10 protein-coding genes are annotated in these 14,568 nt (G+C 72.0%); 4 read left to right on the top strand and 6 right to left on the bottom strand.

The window, feature by feature from the left end; genetic code table 11:
• Positions 1 to 148: 148 nt before the first annotated feature.
• The 4 genes from gshB (at position 149) to ACE7GA_RS09135 (ending at position 4,075) form a co-directional block, all read left to right on the top strand.
• A complete protein-coding gene (gshB, locus tag ACE7GA_RS09150; protein WP_376098686.1) occupies positions 149 to 1,105 on the top strand; it encodes a glutathione synthase in 957 nt (318 codons plus the stop codon).
• Between the two features lie 135 nt (positions 1,106 to 1,240).
• Positions 1,241 to 2,065, top strand: coding sequence for an alpha/beta fold hydrolase (locus ACE7GA_RS09145; RefSeq protein WP_376098684.1), 825 nt, complete (start codon positions 1,241 to 1,243; stop codon positions 2,063 to 2,065).
• 93 nt (positions 2,066 to 2,158) lie between these two features.
• Positions 2,159 to 3,133, top strand: coding sequence for a hypothetical protein (locus tag ACE7GA_RS09140; protein WP_376098682.1), 975 nt, complete (start codon positions 2,159 to 2,161; stop codon positions 3,131 to 3,133).
• A 105-nt stretch (positions 3,134 to 3,238) separates the two neighbouring features.
• Entirely contained in the window at positions 3,239 to 4,075 is an 837-nt protein-coding gene (locus ACE7GA_RS09135) for a flagellin (RefSeq protein WP_376098680.1), read from the top strand.
• 35 nt (positions 4,076 to 4,110) lie between these two features.
• Here ACE7GA_RS09135 and ACE7GA_RS09130 read toward each other — a convergent pair whose 3' ends face one another.
• From ACE7GA_RS09130 to ACE7GA_RS09105, 6 genes are all read right to left on the bottom strand, one after another.
• Entirely contained in the window at positions 4,111 to 5,262 is a 1,152-nt protein-coding gene (locus tag ACE7GA_RS09130) for a homoserine O-acetyltransferase (RefSeq protein WP_376098678.1), read from the bottom strand.
• A 92-nt stretch (positions 5,263 to 5,354) separates the two neighbouring features.
• Positions 5,355 to 7,445: a TRAP transporter permease gene (locus ACE7GA_RS09125; RefSeq protein ID WP_376098676.1), complete on the bottom strand. Its 2,091-nt coding sequence runs from the start codon at positions 7,443 to 7,445 to the stop codon at positions 5,355 to 5,357.
• A gap of 34 nt (positions 7,446 to 7,479) precedes the next feature.
• Positions 7,480 to 8,460 (bottom strand): TAXI family TRAP transporter solute-binding subunit, encoded by a 981-nt coding sequence (locus tag ACE7GA_RS09120; RefSeq protein WP_376098674.1) that lies wholly within the window; start codon positions 8,458 to 8,460, stop codon positions 7,480 to 7,482.
• A 64-nt stretch (positions 8,461 to 8,524) separates the two neighbouring features.
• Complete coding sequence (locus tag ACE7GA_RS09115; RefSeq protein ID WP_376098672.1) at positions 8,525 to 9,769, bottom strand: MFS transporter; 1,245 nt, start codon at positions 9,767 to 9,769, stop codon at positions 8,525 to 8,527.
• Positions 9,770 to 9,779: 10 nt separating this feature from the next.
• A complete protein-coding gene (locus ACE7GA_RS09110; RefSeq protein ID WP_376100183.1) occupies positions 9,780 to 12,731 on the bottom strand; it encodes an NAD-glutamate dehydrogenase domain-containing protein in 2,952 nt (983 codons plus the stop codon).
• Entirely contained in the window at positions 12,662 to 14,485 is a 1,824-nt protein-coding gene (locus ACE7GA_RS09105) for a hypothetical protein (protein ID WP_376098670.1), read from the bottom strand. Before ACE7GA_RS09105 ends, ACE7GA_RS09110 begins: the two co-directional genes overlap by 70 nt.
• Positions 14,486 to 14,568: the final 83 nt, after the last annotated feature.

Below are 14,568 nucleotides of genomic sequence, written 5' to 3'. Positions count from 1 at the left end.
AGGCCCCGCCGGTGCTTCCGGCGGAGGAGGCCCTGCGTCGAAACCCCGGCTTCGAGGCCCCAGGTTCGAGGCCCCGGCTTCCGCCCCGCTTCCCCCGCGGCGCGCGGGATGCGACGTAGCGCCCCGAACGGAGAGGACCGGCCCCCGCATGCCCCGTACCCTTCGAGTCGCGGTCCAGATGGACCCGATCGAGAGCATCAACATCGACGGCGACAGCACCTTCGTCCTGATGCTGGAGGCGCAGGCGCGGGGCTACCCGCTCTGGCATTACCACGTCCGCGACCTGGCCTTCCGCGCGGGGCGGGTGACGGCGCTGGCGCGGCCCGTCGAGGTGCGGCGGGAGCGGGGCAACCACTACACCTTCACCGGACCGGCGGAGGAGCTGGACCTGGCCACGACGGACGTCGTCCTGATGCGCCAGGACCCACCCTTCGACATGGCCTACATCACCGCGACGCACGTGCTGGAGCACATCCACCCGAAGACGCTCGTGGTGAACGACCCGGCTTCGGTGCGCAACGCGCCGGAGAAACTGTACGTCACGCACTTCCCGGACTTCATGCCGGAGACGCTGCTGACGGCCGACCGTCGCCGCATTCAGGCCTTCCGGGAGGAACACGGCGACATCATCGTCAAGCCGCTCTTTGGCAATGGTGGCGCCGGCGTCTTCCACCTTCGGCCCGACGATCCGAACATGAACGCGCTGGTCGAGATGTTCACGGAGCGGTCGCGGGAGCCGCTGGTGGTGCAGAAATACGTCCCCGCGGTGCGGGAGGGGGACAAGCGCATCATCCTCGTGGACGGGGAGGCGATGGGCGCCATCAACCGCGTGCCCGCGAAGGGCGAGGCGCGGTCCAACATGCATGTCGGCGGGCAGGCGGTGCGGACGACGCTGACGGACCGGGAGCGCGAGATCTGCGCGCGGCTCGGCCCGGAACTGCGCGCGCGCGGGCTGATCTTCGTCGGCATCGACGTGATCGGCGGGTACCTGACCGAGATCAACGTGACGTCGCCGACGGGATTGCAGGAGGTCGCGCGGTTCGACGGCGTGCACCTGGAACGCGCGATCTGGGACGCGATCGAGGCGCGGCTGCCGGCGCGGTAGGCGCGGCCGCGGCCCGTCCGCGCCGCGCAGCACAGATGGGGCGCAGACGGGCCGCAGCATCACGAAGGCGTCACGGCGACATCCCGCGGCGCCGTGGCAGGTTGCGGCCCGGATCTCCACGGGAACGCGTCATCCATGCCCTTCGCCAAGGCCGCCGACGGCACCGCGCTGCACTACAACGACTGGGGGTCGGGCCATCCGGTCGTGATGATCCACGGCTGGCCGCTGTCGGGCGCGATGTGGGAATACCAGGCGCTGTTCCTCGCCTCCAACGGCTGCCGCGTCGTCGCCTATGACCGTCGCGGGTTCGGGGAATCGGGCAAGCCCTGGACGGGCTACGACTACGACACCTTCGCGGACGACCTGGCGGCGATCCTGGACGGGCTGGACCTCCAGGGCGTCACGCTCGTCGGCTTCTCGATGGGCGGCGGGGAGGTCGCGCGATACCTCTCGCGCCACGGCGCGGGGCGCATCGCGCGCGCGGTGCTGGTGGGTGCGGTGACGCCCTTCCTCGCGCAGACGCCGGACCATCCGGCAGGCGCGCCGGCCTCGGTCTTCGAGCAGATGATCGCGGGGCTGGTGGATGACCGGGCGTCCTTCCTGGCGTCCTTCGGCAAGAAGTTCTTCGGGGCGGGGCTGCTGAACTTCTCCGTCTCCGGCGCGACGCTGGACTGGGCGCAGCGGCTGGCGCTCATGGCCTCGCCCAAGGCCACGGTGGATTGCGTGCGGGCCTTCGGCGGCACCGACTTCCGGCAGGACATGGTGGCCTTCACCGTGCCGACGCTCATCATCCACGGCGACGCGGACGACATCGTGCCGATCGACATCTCGGGACGGGCGGCGGCGCGGCTGGTGCCCGGGGCGCGGCTCGTCGAATACCCCGGCGCCCCGCATGGGCTGTTCTTCACCGAACGGCTGCGGCTGAACGCGGACTTGCTGAACTTCATCACCACAACCTGACCCCGACCTGACCCCGACCTGATTGGGGCCGAAGCCGGTCCGGAGGGGCGGGGGGCCTTGCCTTCCCCGCCCCTCCACCCCCCTATCCGGGGTGTGACACTCGACCGACGCACCCGTTCCTGGATCCTGCACCGCCCCAATGTCCGGGCGAGCGAGGGCGAGATCCTCCGCAAGCTGACCCGGGCCATCATGGCCACCTGCCTCTGGAACCCGGAGGAGGAGGGGATCGGCTGGTCCTTCGGCGACATGCGGTTCCTGACGGTCGTCGCGGACATCCCGGGGACGGATGACGCCGCCTATGCCCAGGTCTTCTCCGCGCCCTTCGCGTCCTCGGCGATCGAGGTCGCCTCGGGGCGGCTGGCGCCGAAGGGGACCTTCGGGGCGTTGCCTGTTTCCGGCGGCAAGCGGGCGGCGGTGATGCGGAAGCTCGGCCTGACCCTGCCGAAGCGGGGGCGGGAGGACTGGTCGCGCGACCTGCCGCCCCTGGACGAGGCGGGCTGCGCCTCGCTCGCCCGGACGATGTACGCGTCGCTGACGGAGGGGCTGGGCTGGAACCCCGGCCAGGCCCTGCACGCCGCGGTCCTGCACGAGACCTCGCTGTCCGAGACCGAGGCCTTCCTGGAAGGGCTGCGCCCCATTCATGTCGAGGGGGTGCTGCGCGAGGCCGGGCTGGAAGTGGTGGAAGGCGAGGACGAGGAGGACGGGCACCCCGCCTTCCTGGTGCAGCACGGCGCGCCGCTGCCCTTCCAGGTGGAGCTCGTGGACGCGGTGCGGGAGGAGGACGAGGCCCCGGACCTCGCCTACAACTACGGGACGCTGATCTTCTCCCTCGCGATCTCGGTGGAGGAGGGGGATGCGCTGGCGCTCGCGCTGGCCCTGCACGGGCTGACGCAGTGGGCGCGGGTGGAGCTTCCGGACGACAACCGGGTGGTGGTGAACCGCCGCGACAGCCTGGAGGGCGTCACGCCCGAGGGCCTGCGGGCCATGCTGGACCGGTGGCTGGAGGAGCTCACGGCCGTTCGCAGCCGGCTGGAGAAGGGGCCTGCGGAGGCGGACGAGGAAGAGTGAGGCGGGCGCGAAAAATGATCGCGCGATTCACCGCCGATTCATTTCGCTGAGTGAATCCTCCCTCCGCGGGCCAGGAAGGCCGCGATCGCGGAGGGAAAAACCCCCATGGCCATGAACTCGGTCAACACCAACCTCGGCGCGCAGGTCGCGCTGCAGTCGCTCAACCGCACGAACGACGCGCTGGCGGTGACGCAGAAGCGCGTCTCCACGGGCTATCGCGTCGCCGATGCGAAGGATGACGGCGCGGCCTTCGCGGTCGCGCAGACCGTGCGGGCGGACGTCGCCGGCCTGACCTCCGCCAACGAGCAGATGGGCGGCGTGAAGGGCATCCTGGACACGACCTTGGCGTCGCTGAACAAGGTGTCGAATGCGATGCAGGAGGTGCGGTCGGTTCTCGTCAAGCTTGGCGACAGCGCCCTGAACGCCACGCAGCGCACGCAGTATGAGGCGCAGTATTCCGCACTGCGGACGCAGATCACGAACTTTATCTCCGACGCGACCTACAACGGGCGATCGCTGCTGACGACCGCGACCGCCTCCGGCGGCGGCGACATCGCGACGACGCGTAACGAGATGGGGACGACCTACACGCTGACGGCGGTGGACGGGTCAGGGTCGCTCGTCGTCGCGGCGACGCCGACGGATGCGGCGTCGGCCGTGACGGCGCTCGGCGCGTCCGGCGACTTCGCGACGAAGATGGCCTCCATCAACTCGGCGCTGAACACCTTCGGCAACGACAGCAAGTTCCTCGACAGCCAGATCGCCTACAACAAGGAACGGCTGGACGCGATGGATGCGGGCCTCGGCGCGCTGGTGGATGCGGACCTGGCGAAGGAAGCGGCGCGCATGCAGGCGTTGCAGATCCGGCAGCAGTTGGGGACGCAGTCGCTGGGGATCGCGAACCAGGCGCCGCAGACGCTGCTGTCGCTGTTCAGGGGGTGACGGGGGCGGTGCCGGCGCACCGGCCCTGACCTCCGTCAGACGCCGAGGGACTCCGCCGCGCCACGCAGGAAGCCGCCGAGCGCTGCGTGGAACTCCGGCTCATCGAGCAGGAAGGCGTCGTGGCCCTTGTCCGATGCGATCTCGACGAAGGAGGTGCGGGCGGCGGCCCGGTTCAGGGCCCGGACGAGCGCGCGGCTTTCCGCCGTCGGGAACAGCCAGTCCGATGAGAAGGAGCAGAGGAGGAAGCGCGTGGGCGTGCCGCGGAAGGCGGCCGACAGGTCCCCGCCATGTTCCTGCGCCAGGTCGAACAGGTCCATCGCCCGGGTGATGGTCAGGTAGGAATTGGCGTCGAAGCGTCGCGTGAAGGTGCTGCCCTGGTAACGGAGGTAGGATTCCACCGCGAAGACGTCTTCCAGGAAGGTCAGGGCCTTCGCGCCCTGCAGGCGGCGGCCGAACTTCCGGGTCAGCGCGCTCTCCGACAGGTAGGTGATGTGCGCGACCATCCGCGCGACGGAGAGGCCTTGCGCCGGGACGCGCCCGTCCTCCCAGTAGCGGCCGCCGTTCCAGTCGGGGTCGGAATGGATCGCGGCGCGTCCGACCTCGTGGAAGGCGATGTTCTGGGCGGAGTGATGGGCCGCCGTCGCGATGGGGGCGCAGGCGAAGACGCTGTCCCGGTAGGTCGCAGCCCATTCGAGCGCCTGCATCCCGCCCATGGAGCCGCCGACGACGGCGAGCAGCCGCGCGATCCCGAGGTGCTCGACGAGGCGCTTCTGGGCGCGGACCATGTCGCGGATGGTGATGGTCGGGAAGTCGGTGCCCCAGGGGCGGCCCATGCCGTTGCCCTCGGCGTCGGTCATCTCCTCGCGCGGGCCGGTGCTGCCCATGCAGCCGCCGAGGACGTTGGCGCAGACGACGAAGAAGCGGTCCGTATCCAACGGCTTTCCGGGGCCGACCACGGCTTCCCACCAGCCTGCCTTGCCCGTCAGCGGCTGGCGTTCCGCGACGTACTGGTCGCCCGTGAGCGCGTGGCAGACGAGGATGGCGTTGGACCGTTCCGCGTTCAGCGTGCCGTAGGTGCGGTAGGCCACGACCAGCGGCGCGATCGTGACGCCGCAGTCCAGCGCCAGCCCGCCCGGGAAGGTGGCGCGCTGGTGCTCGACCTCCGGGAAGGGGGCGACGGCATCCATGGGCGCGGGTGATACCGGCGGCGGGCGCGGGGCGGAAGGGCGAAGGCCCGGTCGCCGGGCGCCACGCCAGGCCGCCGCCCGGCGGCGCGGCGTCAGGCCGGCAGCCGCCAGGCGCCGGCCCATTGGACGGCGACGAGGGCGAGCCCGAGCGCCAGGCCGAACCAGTGCGGCGCCGGCAGCCAGGGCAGGACGCCCTCCAGCAGCGCGGGAAAGACGAGGAGCAGCCCGGCGAGGGTGAAGCCTGTCCTCTCGAGGATCGTGAGCCGGGTGCGGGCGAACCCCTGGCAGGCCGCCGCCAGCGCGGCGAGGCCGAGGGTCGCGAGGATGATCTGCCAGGCCACGTCACCCCAGTTCATCTGCGGGGTGAGGGAGAGGAGCAGGCCGACGCCCTCCGGGTCCGTCACGAAGACGAAGGGCAGCACGAAGGCGGGCAGCGTGTACTTCCAGGCCTGGAGCGTCGTGGAATAGGGACCGGCGCCTGTGATCGCCGCCGCGGCGAAGGGGGAAAGGGCGGTCGGCGGCGAAACCTCGCTCAGCACGGCGTAGTAGAAGACGAACATGTGGGCGGCGTAGTCGGGCACGCCGAGTTTGGTCAGCGCCGGTGCCGCAACGACGGCGCAGATGATGTAGGACGCGGTCACCGGCACCGCGAGCCCGACGATCCAGACGACGAGCGACGTGACGAGCGCCGTCCCGAGCAGCGTCCCGCCGCCAAGGTCCACCGCGATGTCGGCGAATTTCAGCCCGAGGCCCGTCAGCGTGATGACGCCGACGATGATGCCCGCGCAGGCGCAGGTCGCGGCGATGCCGACGGATTGGATGGCGCCGGAAGCCAGCGCCTCCGTCAGCCGGGACGGTCCAAGCGCGGTGTCCCGCCGCAGGAAGGACAGCACGACCGCAACGCCCATGGCGTAGAGCACCGCGAGCGTCGCGGAATAGCCCATCACCATGAAGACGATGATCGCGACGAGGGAGGAGAAGTGGAAGCCGTAGCGGCGCACCAGTTCACCCGCCGGCGTCGCAGCGGGGATTTCGACCGCCGCGCTGCCGGCGGAAAGGCGGCGCTGGTCCAGCTCCACCATGAACAGCAGCGATGCGTAGTAGAGGATCGTGGGCACCGCGGCCATGCGCAGCACGTCGAGGTAGCCGATCTTCAGGTACTCGGCGATGAGGAAGGCGGCGGCGCCGAGCACGGGCGGCGAGATGATCGCGCCGAGTCCGCCCGCCGCCAGCAGTCCCCCGGCGTCGGAAGCCTTGTAGCCCACCCTCTTCATCATCGGCCACGCGACGGTGCCGAGCGTGACGGTCGTGGCCACGCCCGAACCCGAGGGCCCGCCGAGGAGGAAGGAGGACAGGACCACGGTACGCCCGGCTGAACTCGCCTTCCCGCCGGTGATCGCGAAGGAGAAGTCCACGAAGAACTTCCCGGCACCGCTCAGCTGCAGGATCGCGCCGTAGATGGTGAAGAGGATGATGAGGGTCGCCGAGACGTCCACCGCCGTCCCGAAGATGCCGTCCAGCCCGATCGTTAGGTGGGGGATCAGGCGCTCGGCATCGTAGCCGCGATGGGCCCAGGGGGGCGGCAGCAGGTGGCCGAACCAAGCATAGGCCATGAAGGCGAGGGCGACGACGGGCATGACCCAGCCCGTGGTGCGGCGCGTCACCTCCAGCACGAGGGCAATCAGCGCCCAGCCGACGATCAGGTCCATCGGCTCCGGAAAGATCATCCGGTCCTGAAGGTCGTCGCCGCCGGCGATGAGGTAATAGGTGACGTACACCGACGCTGCGATCAGCAGCGCGTCCCAGGGCATGAAGCGGTGCCGGAAGCGCCGCGCGACGGGGAACAGGTAGAAGCCGATCGCCAGGGCGAAGCCGACATGCATGAAGCGCAGCGTCGTCGTCGGCACGATGTCCCAGGCGGCGTAGAGGTGGAACAGGCTCATCACCACCGCGATGGCCGTGCCGATGGCCGCGAGGATGCCGCGGAAGCGGTTCTGGGCGCCCTCCTCCTCCTCGATCAGCGCCTCGACCTTCGCGGTGGTCGCGGCGTCGAGCGATCCCGGCGCGACCTCCGGCGGCAGGGCGGAGCCCATGGCGGCCCCGGGCGGGCCGTCGGACGGCGCGTTGCGGTTGACGCCGCCGACGGCGGACGCCGGTGCGTCCGGCTCAGACCTCCGGCGCATCAGCCCCTCCGGCCATCGGACGCGGACCCCGACATTACGCCAGGGTCGCCCCGAGGCCCTTCCAGAAGGCTTCCGCCGCGGGGTGCCAGGGCACGCCGGCGGCCGCGGTCTTCTGGACGTCCAGGGTGAAGCTCCGCGCCTCGGAATGCGTGCGGACCAGGTCCTCCCGCGCCTCCCAGGTCACGCGCAGCAGGCTGGTCACCATGTCGTTCGGCATGTCGGAGCGGACGGCCAGGATGTTCGCGACGGACATCTGCTTGTTGTCGGTGCGCTGGCCCGGATAGGTGCCGGCCGGGATGACCTCGTTGAAGTAGACGGGGCCGTACTTCTCCACGATCTTCGGCGTGTACTCGTCGTGGTCGATGAGGACGAGCTGCGTGCCGGGCGTCGCGCCGAGGTCGGTGATCGCGCTCGTCGGCACGCCGGAGACGAAGAAGTAGGCGTCGATCTTCCCGTCCTTGATGGCGTTCGTGGATTCGGCGGGGGAGAGGCGTTCGCGCGCACGGAAGTCGCGCTGCGGGTCCAGGCCCGCGGCCTCGATCAGCCGGAAGGCCATGACCTCGGTGGCCGAGCCCGGCGCGCCGGTGGAGACGCGCTTGCCGCGCAGGTCCGTGATCTTCGTGATGCCCGTGGAGGACACTGTCACGGCCTGCATGCGGTTCGTGTAGATCACGGCGATCGCGCGGACCGGCACGGGGCGGCCGCGGAAGCGTTCGTTCCCCCGCTCCGCGTCCACGGCCGCGTCCACCTGCGTGAAGACCAGCCCCACGCGGTTCGCGCCGAGGAGCTGGAGGTTGGCGACGGAGCCGCCGGTCACCTCCACCGTCGCCGACATGCCGGGGATGCGGCGGGAGAGGATGTTCGCGAGGCCGCCGCCGAGCGGGTAGTACACGCCGCCCGTCGTGCCGGTCGCGATCGCCATCTGCTGCGCCTGCTGCGCGCGGGCGACTCCCGGCGCAGCCAGCGTCGCAGCTCCCGCGGCCAGCAGGCCGCGGCGCGGCGTCCCAGCGTGCATCCCGTTCCTCCCGGTGATGATTTCGTGACAGCATAGGGCCGCCGGGCGCGGCGGCAACGGGGCCTCAGCGCGCCCCGCGCACCGTCGCCAGGATCGCCGCCCCGGCCGCGAGGAACAGCACCACCGTCGCCATGCCCCAGCGCTGGCTTTCGGTCGCCGCCGTGACCGCTGCCAGCACCGCGGGGCCGATGAAGCCCGTCACGCGGCCGGACAGGGCGAAGAGGCCGAAATAGGCCGCGACCTCGTCCGGCGGCGCCATGCGGGCCATCAGGGTGCGGGACGCCGCCTGCGCCGGTCCGAAGAACAGGCCGAGGACCAGCGCCAGTCCCCAGAACAGGGCGGGCGTCTGCACGGTGACGAGGGCGGCGCCGATCACGACCATGCAGGCCAGCGCGATCAGCACGGTGCGGCGCGATCCCAGCCGATCCTCGACCAGACCGAAGGCCGCGGCGCCGAGGCCCGCCGTCACGTTCATCATGATCCCGAAGAGGATGACCTGGTCGAAGGTCAGCCCGTGCACGCCCGCGGCGAAGATGGCGCCGAAGGCGAAGAGGGTGTTCAGCCCGTCCGTGTAGAACAGCCGCGCGATGAGGAAGCGCAGCATCATCGGCCGCGACGGCAGGCCGCGGAGGACGGACAGGACCTCGGCGAGCCCCTGCCGCGCCGCGGCGCCGATCGCGGGACGCGCGCCCGGCGGGTCGCGCAGGGACAGCAGCACGGGGAGCGAGAAGGCCATCCACCACACGCCGACCAGCAGCGCCGTCGCCCGCACGTGCTCCGCCGCCGCGCGGTCCAGGCCCAGCGGCGACGGGTTCGGGCGCACGAGGACGTAGAGGCATATCACGAGGCAGGCGAGCCCGCCCGCATAGCCCAGCCCCCAGGCAAGGCCGGAGACGCGGCCCATCCGCTCCGTCGTCGTCACAGAGGGGAGGAAGGAATTGTAGAAGACCGTGCCGACCTCGAAGGCGATGGTCGCCAGCCCGACGCAGGCCAGAGCCCAGAGCGCCGAGGAGGGCTCCGGACGCGCGAACCAGATCAGCGCCGTGAAGCCCGCGCCGAGGACGGTGCAGAGGCCGAGCATGAAGCGCCGGCGCCCCCCCGCATCCGCGACGGCGCCGAGGATGGGCGAGAGGATCGCGATGGCGATCCCCGCCACCGTCTGCATCGCGCCCCAGGAGGCCTGCCCGGTGACGGGATCAGGCGCGATGCCCTGGGAGAAGTATGTCGCAATGACGAAGGTCGTCACGACCGTCGGGAAGGCGCTGTTCGCCCAGTCGTAGAGCGCCCAGGCGAATTCTTTCCGATTCACGCCGCTGGCTTCATGCCGCGCGGGACAGGGCGCGGAGGGCGACGGTGACGGCGGCGAGGTCGGGCTGCATCGCCGCCTCCCGCGCCAGACGCACGGCGTCCGGCGGCGGCTCGGGCGCGGCGCCGGAGAGCGCCGCGCGCGCGATCCGGGCCTGGAGCGCGCCGAGGTCGTCCAGCAGCGCGGCCCGGGCGCGAGGCCCGAAGGCCCCCGGCGCCGGCGCGTTCGCCGCGGCGGCCCGCAGCGCGTCCAGGGCGAAGCCCCGCCCCGCCGCGTCCCAGGCCTCCGCCGCCGCCTGCGGCGCGACGCCCGCGCCCGCGGCGAGCCGCACGATGCCGATGGCCGAGGACAGCGCGCCTGCCCGCCCGACCAGCCGCGCCGCGTCGGCGGGGAGGGACGGGTTCTCGGGCACGGGCACCGCCGTCACCAGCGCCTCGACGCCCGGCCGCAGCGCGGCTTCGGCATCCGCGAGGTTCGCCGGCGCTTCGGAGAGCAGTTCGGACGCCGCGGCCTCCTGCAGGCCGCGCAGGGTCAGCAGCGCGCGCGTCTTCTCGTCGGCCGGGATCGGCGCCGCATCCACGCCCGACGCGGCGGCGGAAATCCCGAACAGGCTGTCGGCGAGGTAGGCCGCGCGCGTGGCCGCGACCGGATCGCCGTCGCCTGCCAGCCGCGCCAGGCCCGCGCAGCCCACCCGGTTGGCGACGCGGTTCGCGAGGATCGTCGCGACGAGGTTGCGGCGGAGACGGTGCGTCGCGATCAGGTCGCCGTAGCGTTCCTGCAGGGCCGTGGGGAAATACGCCACCAACAGCGGCACCAGGGCGGGGTCGTCGGCGATCGGCGCTTCCTCGACCGCGTCGGTCAGCCAGAGTTTCGCGACGGGCAGCAGCGCCGCGATCTCCGGCCGCGTCAGCGCATCGCCGGCCGCGATGCGTTCCGCCATCTGCGTCGCGGAAGGCAGGCCGAGCACGGCGCGGTCAAGCAGCCCCGCCGCCTCGAGACGCGTCATCAGCGCGGCCTGGGCCGGGAGGGCTTCCGCGCCGGCCGCGACCTCCAGGCTCACCGCCTCGAACTGCGCGGCGTTGTCGGCCAGCACCAGGGCGCCGACCTCCTCCGTCATCTCCACCAGAAGGTCGTCGCGCTGGCGGCGGGTCAGTCGGCCTACGCGCTCCGCCTCCGCCAGCAGGATCTTGATGTTCACCTCGTGGTCGGAGGTGCTGACGCCCGCGGAGTTATCGAGCGCGTCGGTGTTCAGAGACACGCCGCGACCACCATCGCCCTTCTGGGCCGCCTCGATCCGCCCGGCCTGGGTGACGGCGAGGTTCGCGCCTTCCCCGACGACCTTCGCGCGGATGTCCTCGCCGTTGATGCGCAGCGCGTCGTTGGCGCGGTCGCCGGCCTCGGCGTTGTTCTCCGTGCTCGCCTTCACGTAGGTGCCGATGCCGCCGAAGTAGAGCAGGTCCACCTCGGCCTTCAGGATGGCGCGCATGACCTCCGCCGGTTCCGCACGGTCCTTCGCGAGGCCGATCGCGGCCTGCACCTGCGGCGAGAGGGGGATGAATTTCGCGTTGCGCGGGAAGACGCCGCCGCCCTCGCTTACCAGCCGCACGTCGTAATCGGCCCAGGAGGAACGGGGCAGCGCGAAGAGCCGCGCCCGCTCCTCGAAGGACCGGTCGGCATCGGGGTTGGGGTCGAGGAAGATGTGACGGTGGTCGAAGGCCGCGACGAGCCGCGTCTGGCGGGAGATGAGCAGGCCGTTGCCGAAGACGTCGCCGGACATGTCGCCGACGCCCACGCAGGTGAAGGGCTGGGTGAAGATGTCCAGCCCGCGCTCGGCGAAGTGGCGGGCGATCATCACCCAGGCGCCCTTGGCCGTGATGCCCATGACCTTGTGGTCGTAGCCCTGCGATCCGCCGGAGGCGAAGGCGTCACCGAGCCAGAAGCCGTACTCGGCCGACAGGCCGTTCGCGATGTCGGAGAAGGTGGCCGTGCCCTTGTCGGCGGCCGCGACGATGTAGGGATCGTCAGGATCGCGCCGCACGACGTCCGGCGGCGGCACGACCGATCCGTCCGCGCCGAAATTGTCGGTCACGTCGAGCATGGCGCGGATCAGCGTCCGGTAGGCTGCGATGCCCGCCGCCATGAAGGCCTCGCGATCGCTTGCGGGCGGGACGGTGCCCTTCAGCACGAAGCCGCCCTTCGCGCCGGTCGGCACGATAATGACGTTCTTCAGCCGCTGCGCCTTCATCAGGCCGAGGATTTCCGTCCGGAAGTCCTCGCGCCGGTCGGACCAGCGGATGCCGCCGCGCGCGACGGGGCCGGCGCGGAGATGGCAGCCCTCCATGTGCATCGCGTGGACGAAGATTTCCCGCCAGGGCCGCGGATCCGGCATCTCGCCGGCGCGCGCGCTCTCGAACTTGAGCGAGATGTAGTCCTTGCCCTGGAAGTAGTTGGTGCGCAGCACCGCGTCGACGGCGGTGCGCAGGCGGGACAGGATGCGGTCCGTGTCGGGATCTGCGGTGCGCTCGATCAGGGCAGACCAGGCTGCGTCCAGCGCGGCCTCGCCGCGGTCCGCCGCGGCCGGGTCGAAGCGGCGGTTGAACAGGTCCACGAGGATCCGCGCGGCCTCGGGGTTCGCGACCAGCGCGGATTCCACCGCGCCCTGGCTGAACGCGAAGCCGACCTGCTTGCACCAGCGGAACACGGTGCGGAGCAGCCAGGCCTCCCGCCAGGTCACGCCGGCGCGCAGCACCAGCCGGTTGAAGCCGTCCGCCTCGCCCCGCGCGTCCAGCAGCGCGGAGAGCGCGTCCAGCAGTTCGTCGAAGCGGTCCTCGACCGCGTCCGTCCCGGCCTCCAGCGTAAAGAGGTGCAGCACGACGGGATCGGCCCCGCTCGGCGTCAGGCGATAGGGCTGCTCCTCGATCGCGCGGAGGTCGAGGCTTTCGAACAGCGGCAGGGCATCCGCCAGCGGCAGCGCCGCGCCCGGATTGGCAAGGCGCAGGACGAGCCGGCGTGGGCCCTCGCCGGGCACGCGCGCGACGGTCGCCGCGGGCCGGCCGGAGCCGAGCGCAGCCTCGGCCAGCCGCAGGTCGGCGATCGCGGTTCCGGCCGGTATCGCGTCGGCGTAGGAAGGGGGAAGGCGTCGGCCCAGCGGGCGGCGAGGCGCGCGCCCTCCGCCTCGCCGACCCCCTCGGCCAGCGCGTCGGCCAGCGCATCGGGGAAGCCGCGTGCCGCGCGGGTGATCGCGGCCTCCAAGGCCGCGGCATCAACCTCCGGTGACGCGCCGGGCGTCGTGCCGATGACGTAGTGCACCCGGGCCAGCGGCGAATCGCCGAGCGCGATGTAGAAGGCGGAGAGGCGGCCACCATAGGCCGAGGCCAGCAGACGGCCCACGCGTTCGCGTAGCCGCGTGTCGAAGCCCTCCCGCGGCATCCAGACGATCGCGGAGACGAAGCGGCCGAAGGGATCGGGGCGCAGGGCCAGCGCGGGGCGCGGGCGGATCGTCAGGTCCAGCGCGACGCGGGCGCCGGCGAGGATTTCCTCCTCGGTCGCCTGGAACAATTCATCGCGCGGCCAGGTGTCGAGGATGGACTGGAAGGCGCGTGCGTCATGCGTGTCCGGCGCTGCGCCCGAGACCTTCAGCACCCGCGCGACTTTCGAGTTCAGCCAGGGGATGCCGCGCGGCGAGCGGTTGTACGCCGTGGCGGCGAAGAGGCCGAAGAACAGCCGAACGCCCGTCACGCGGCCATCCGCACCGAGGACGCGGGTCGCAATGACGTCGGCGTAGCTGGGACGATGCACGCGCACCCGGACATTGGCCTTGGCGATCGTCAGCGCGATGGGCTGGGCCAGCGCCTCGCTCACCGCGGGCGGCACGGCGGACATGTCGCGCAGCGCATCGAAGACCGTCGCGCCGTCGTCCCGCAGAAGGCCCAGCCCGTCCTCAGCCACGGGGCCCGTCGGGGTCAGGCGAAGCAGGCGGTGGCCGAGGAGGACGAAGTTGCCCTCGCCGAGCCAGCGCAGGAAGGCGGCCGCCTCCGCGCCGTCGGGCAGGGCGGCGATCTCGCCTTCGGCCGATGTCAGGCGGTCCAGCATCGGGGCGAAGTCGGAAACGGCGACGCGGACCTCCGTCATCGCCTGGACCAGCGCGGCCTCCACCCCCGGCCAATCGGCAGGGGCGGGGGCGCCGGGGCCCATGCGGCGGGCGGCGCCGGGCGCGACCTCGATCCGCATCATGCTCTCGTTCGGGCCGCCGGGGACGGCGGGCCCCGCGTCGCGCAGCCGCCCCGCCGCGTCGCGCGCGACGCCGAGGATCGGGTGCAGCAGCCGCCGGACCGTGCGGCCGGAGAGGGTCAGGGCGGCGAGCGCGCTATCCACGAGGAACGGCATGTCGTCCATGACGACCTCGACCACCGCCCCGGCCCCGCGGCCCGTCACGCCGGACGGCCCGCCCGGGGCAGTCACGCGGATGCGCGGCTCGCCCGGCTTGCGGGTTTCGGCGAGGGAAAAGAGGGAGGCGGCCTCCGCTGCCAGCGTCTCCGGCGCGAGGCCTGCGAGCTCGGCGACGGGCATGCCCTCGGCCAGGGCGTGAAGGATGCCGGCTGCGGCCGGCGGCAGGGCGGGGCCGAGCCGGGTGAGGGCGGCCTCGGCCTCCCGAAGCAGCTCCCCGCGCATCCCGGCCCCCTGCCCGGTCCCGTGGGGGAGCGCTCCGTCGTCCGGCATGGCGGTGTTCCCGTCCCTGGCTTGGGCGGGAACATGGCCACCCCCGCCCGGCCCGCGCAAGCAGGCGGCTGACCCTGCCACCA

It is taken from the genome of Roseomonas sp. CCTCC AB2023176, assembly GCF_042259275.1.
Taxonomy (GTDB): Bacteria; Pseudomonadota; Alphaproteobacteria; order Acetobacterales; family Acetobacteraceae; genus Roseomonas.
This window is presented reverse-complemented; position numbering and strand designations above follow the sequence as displayed.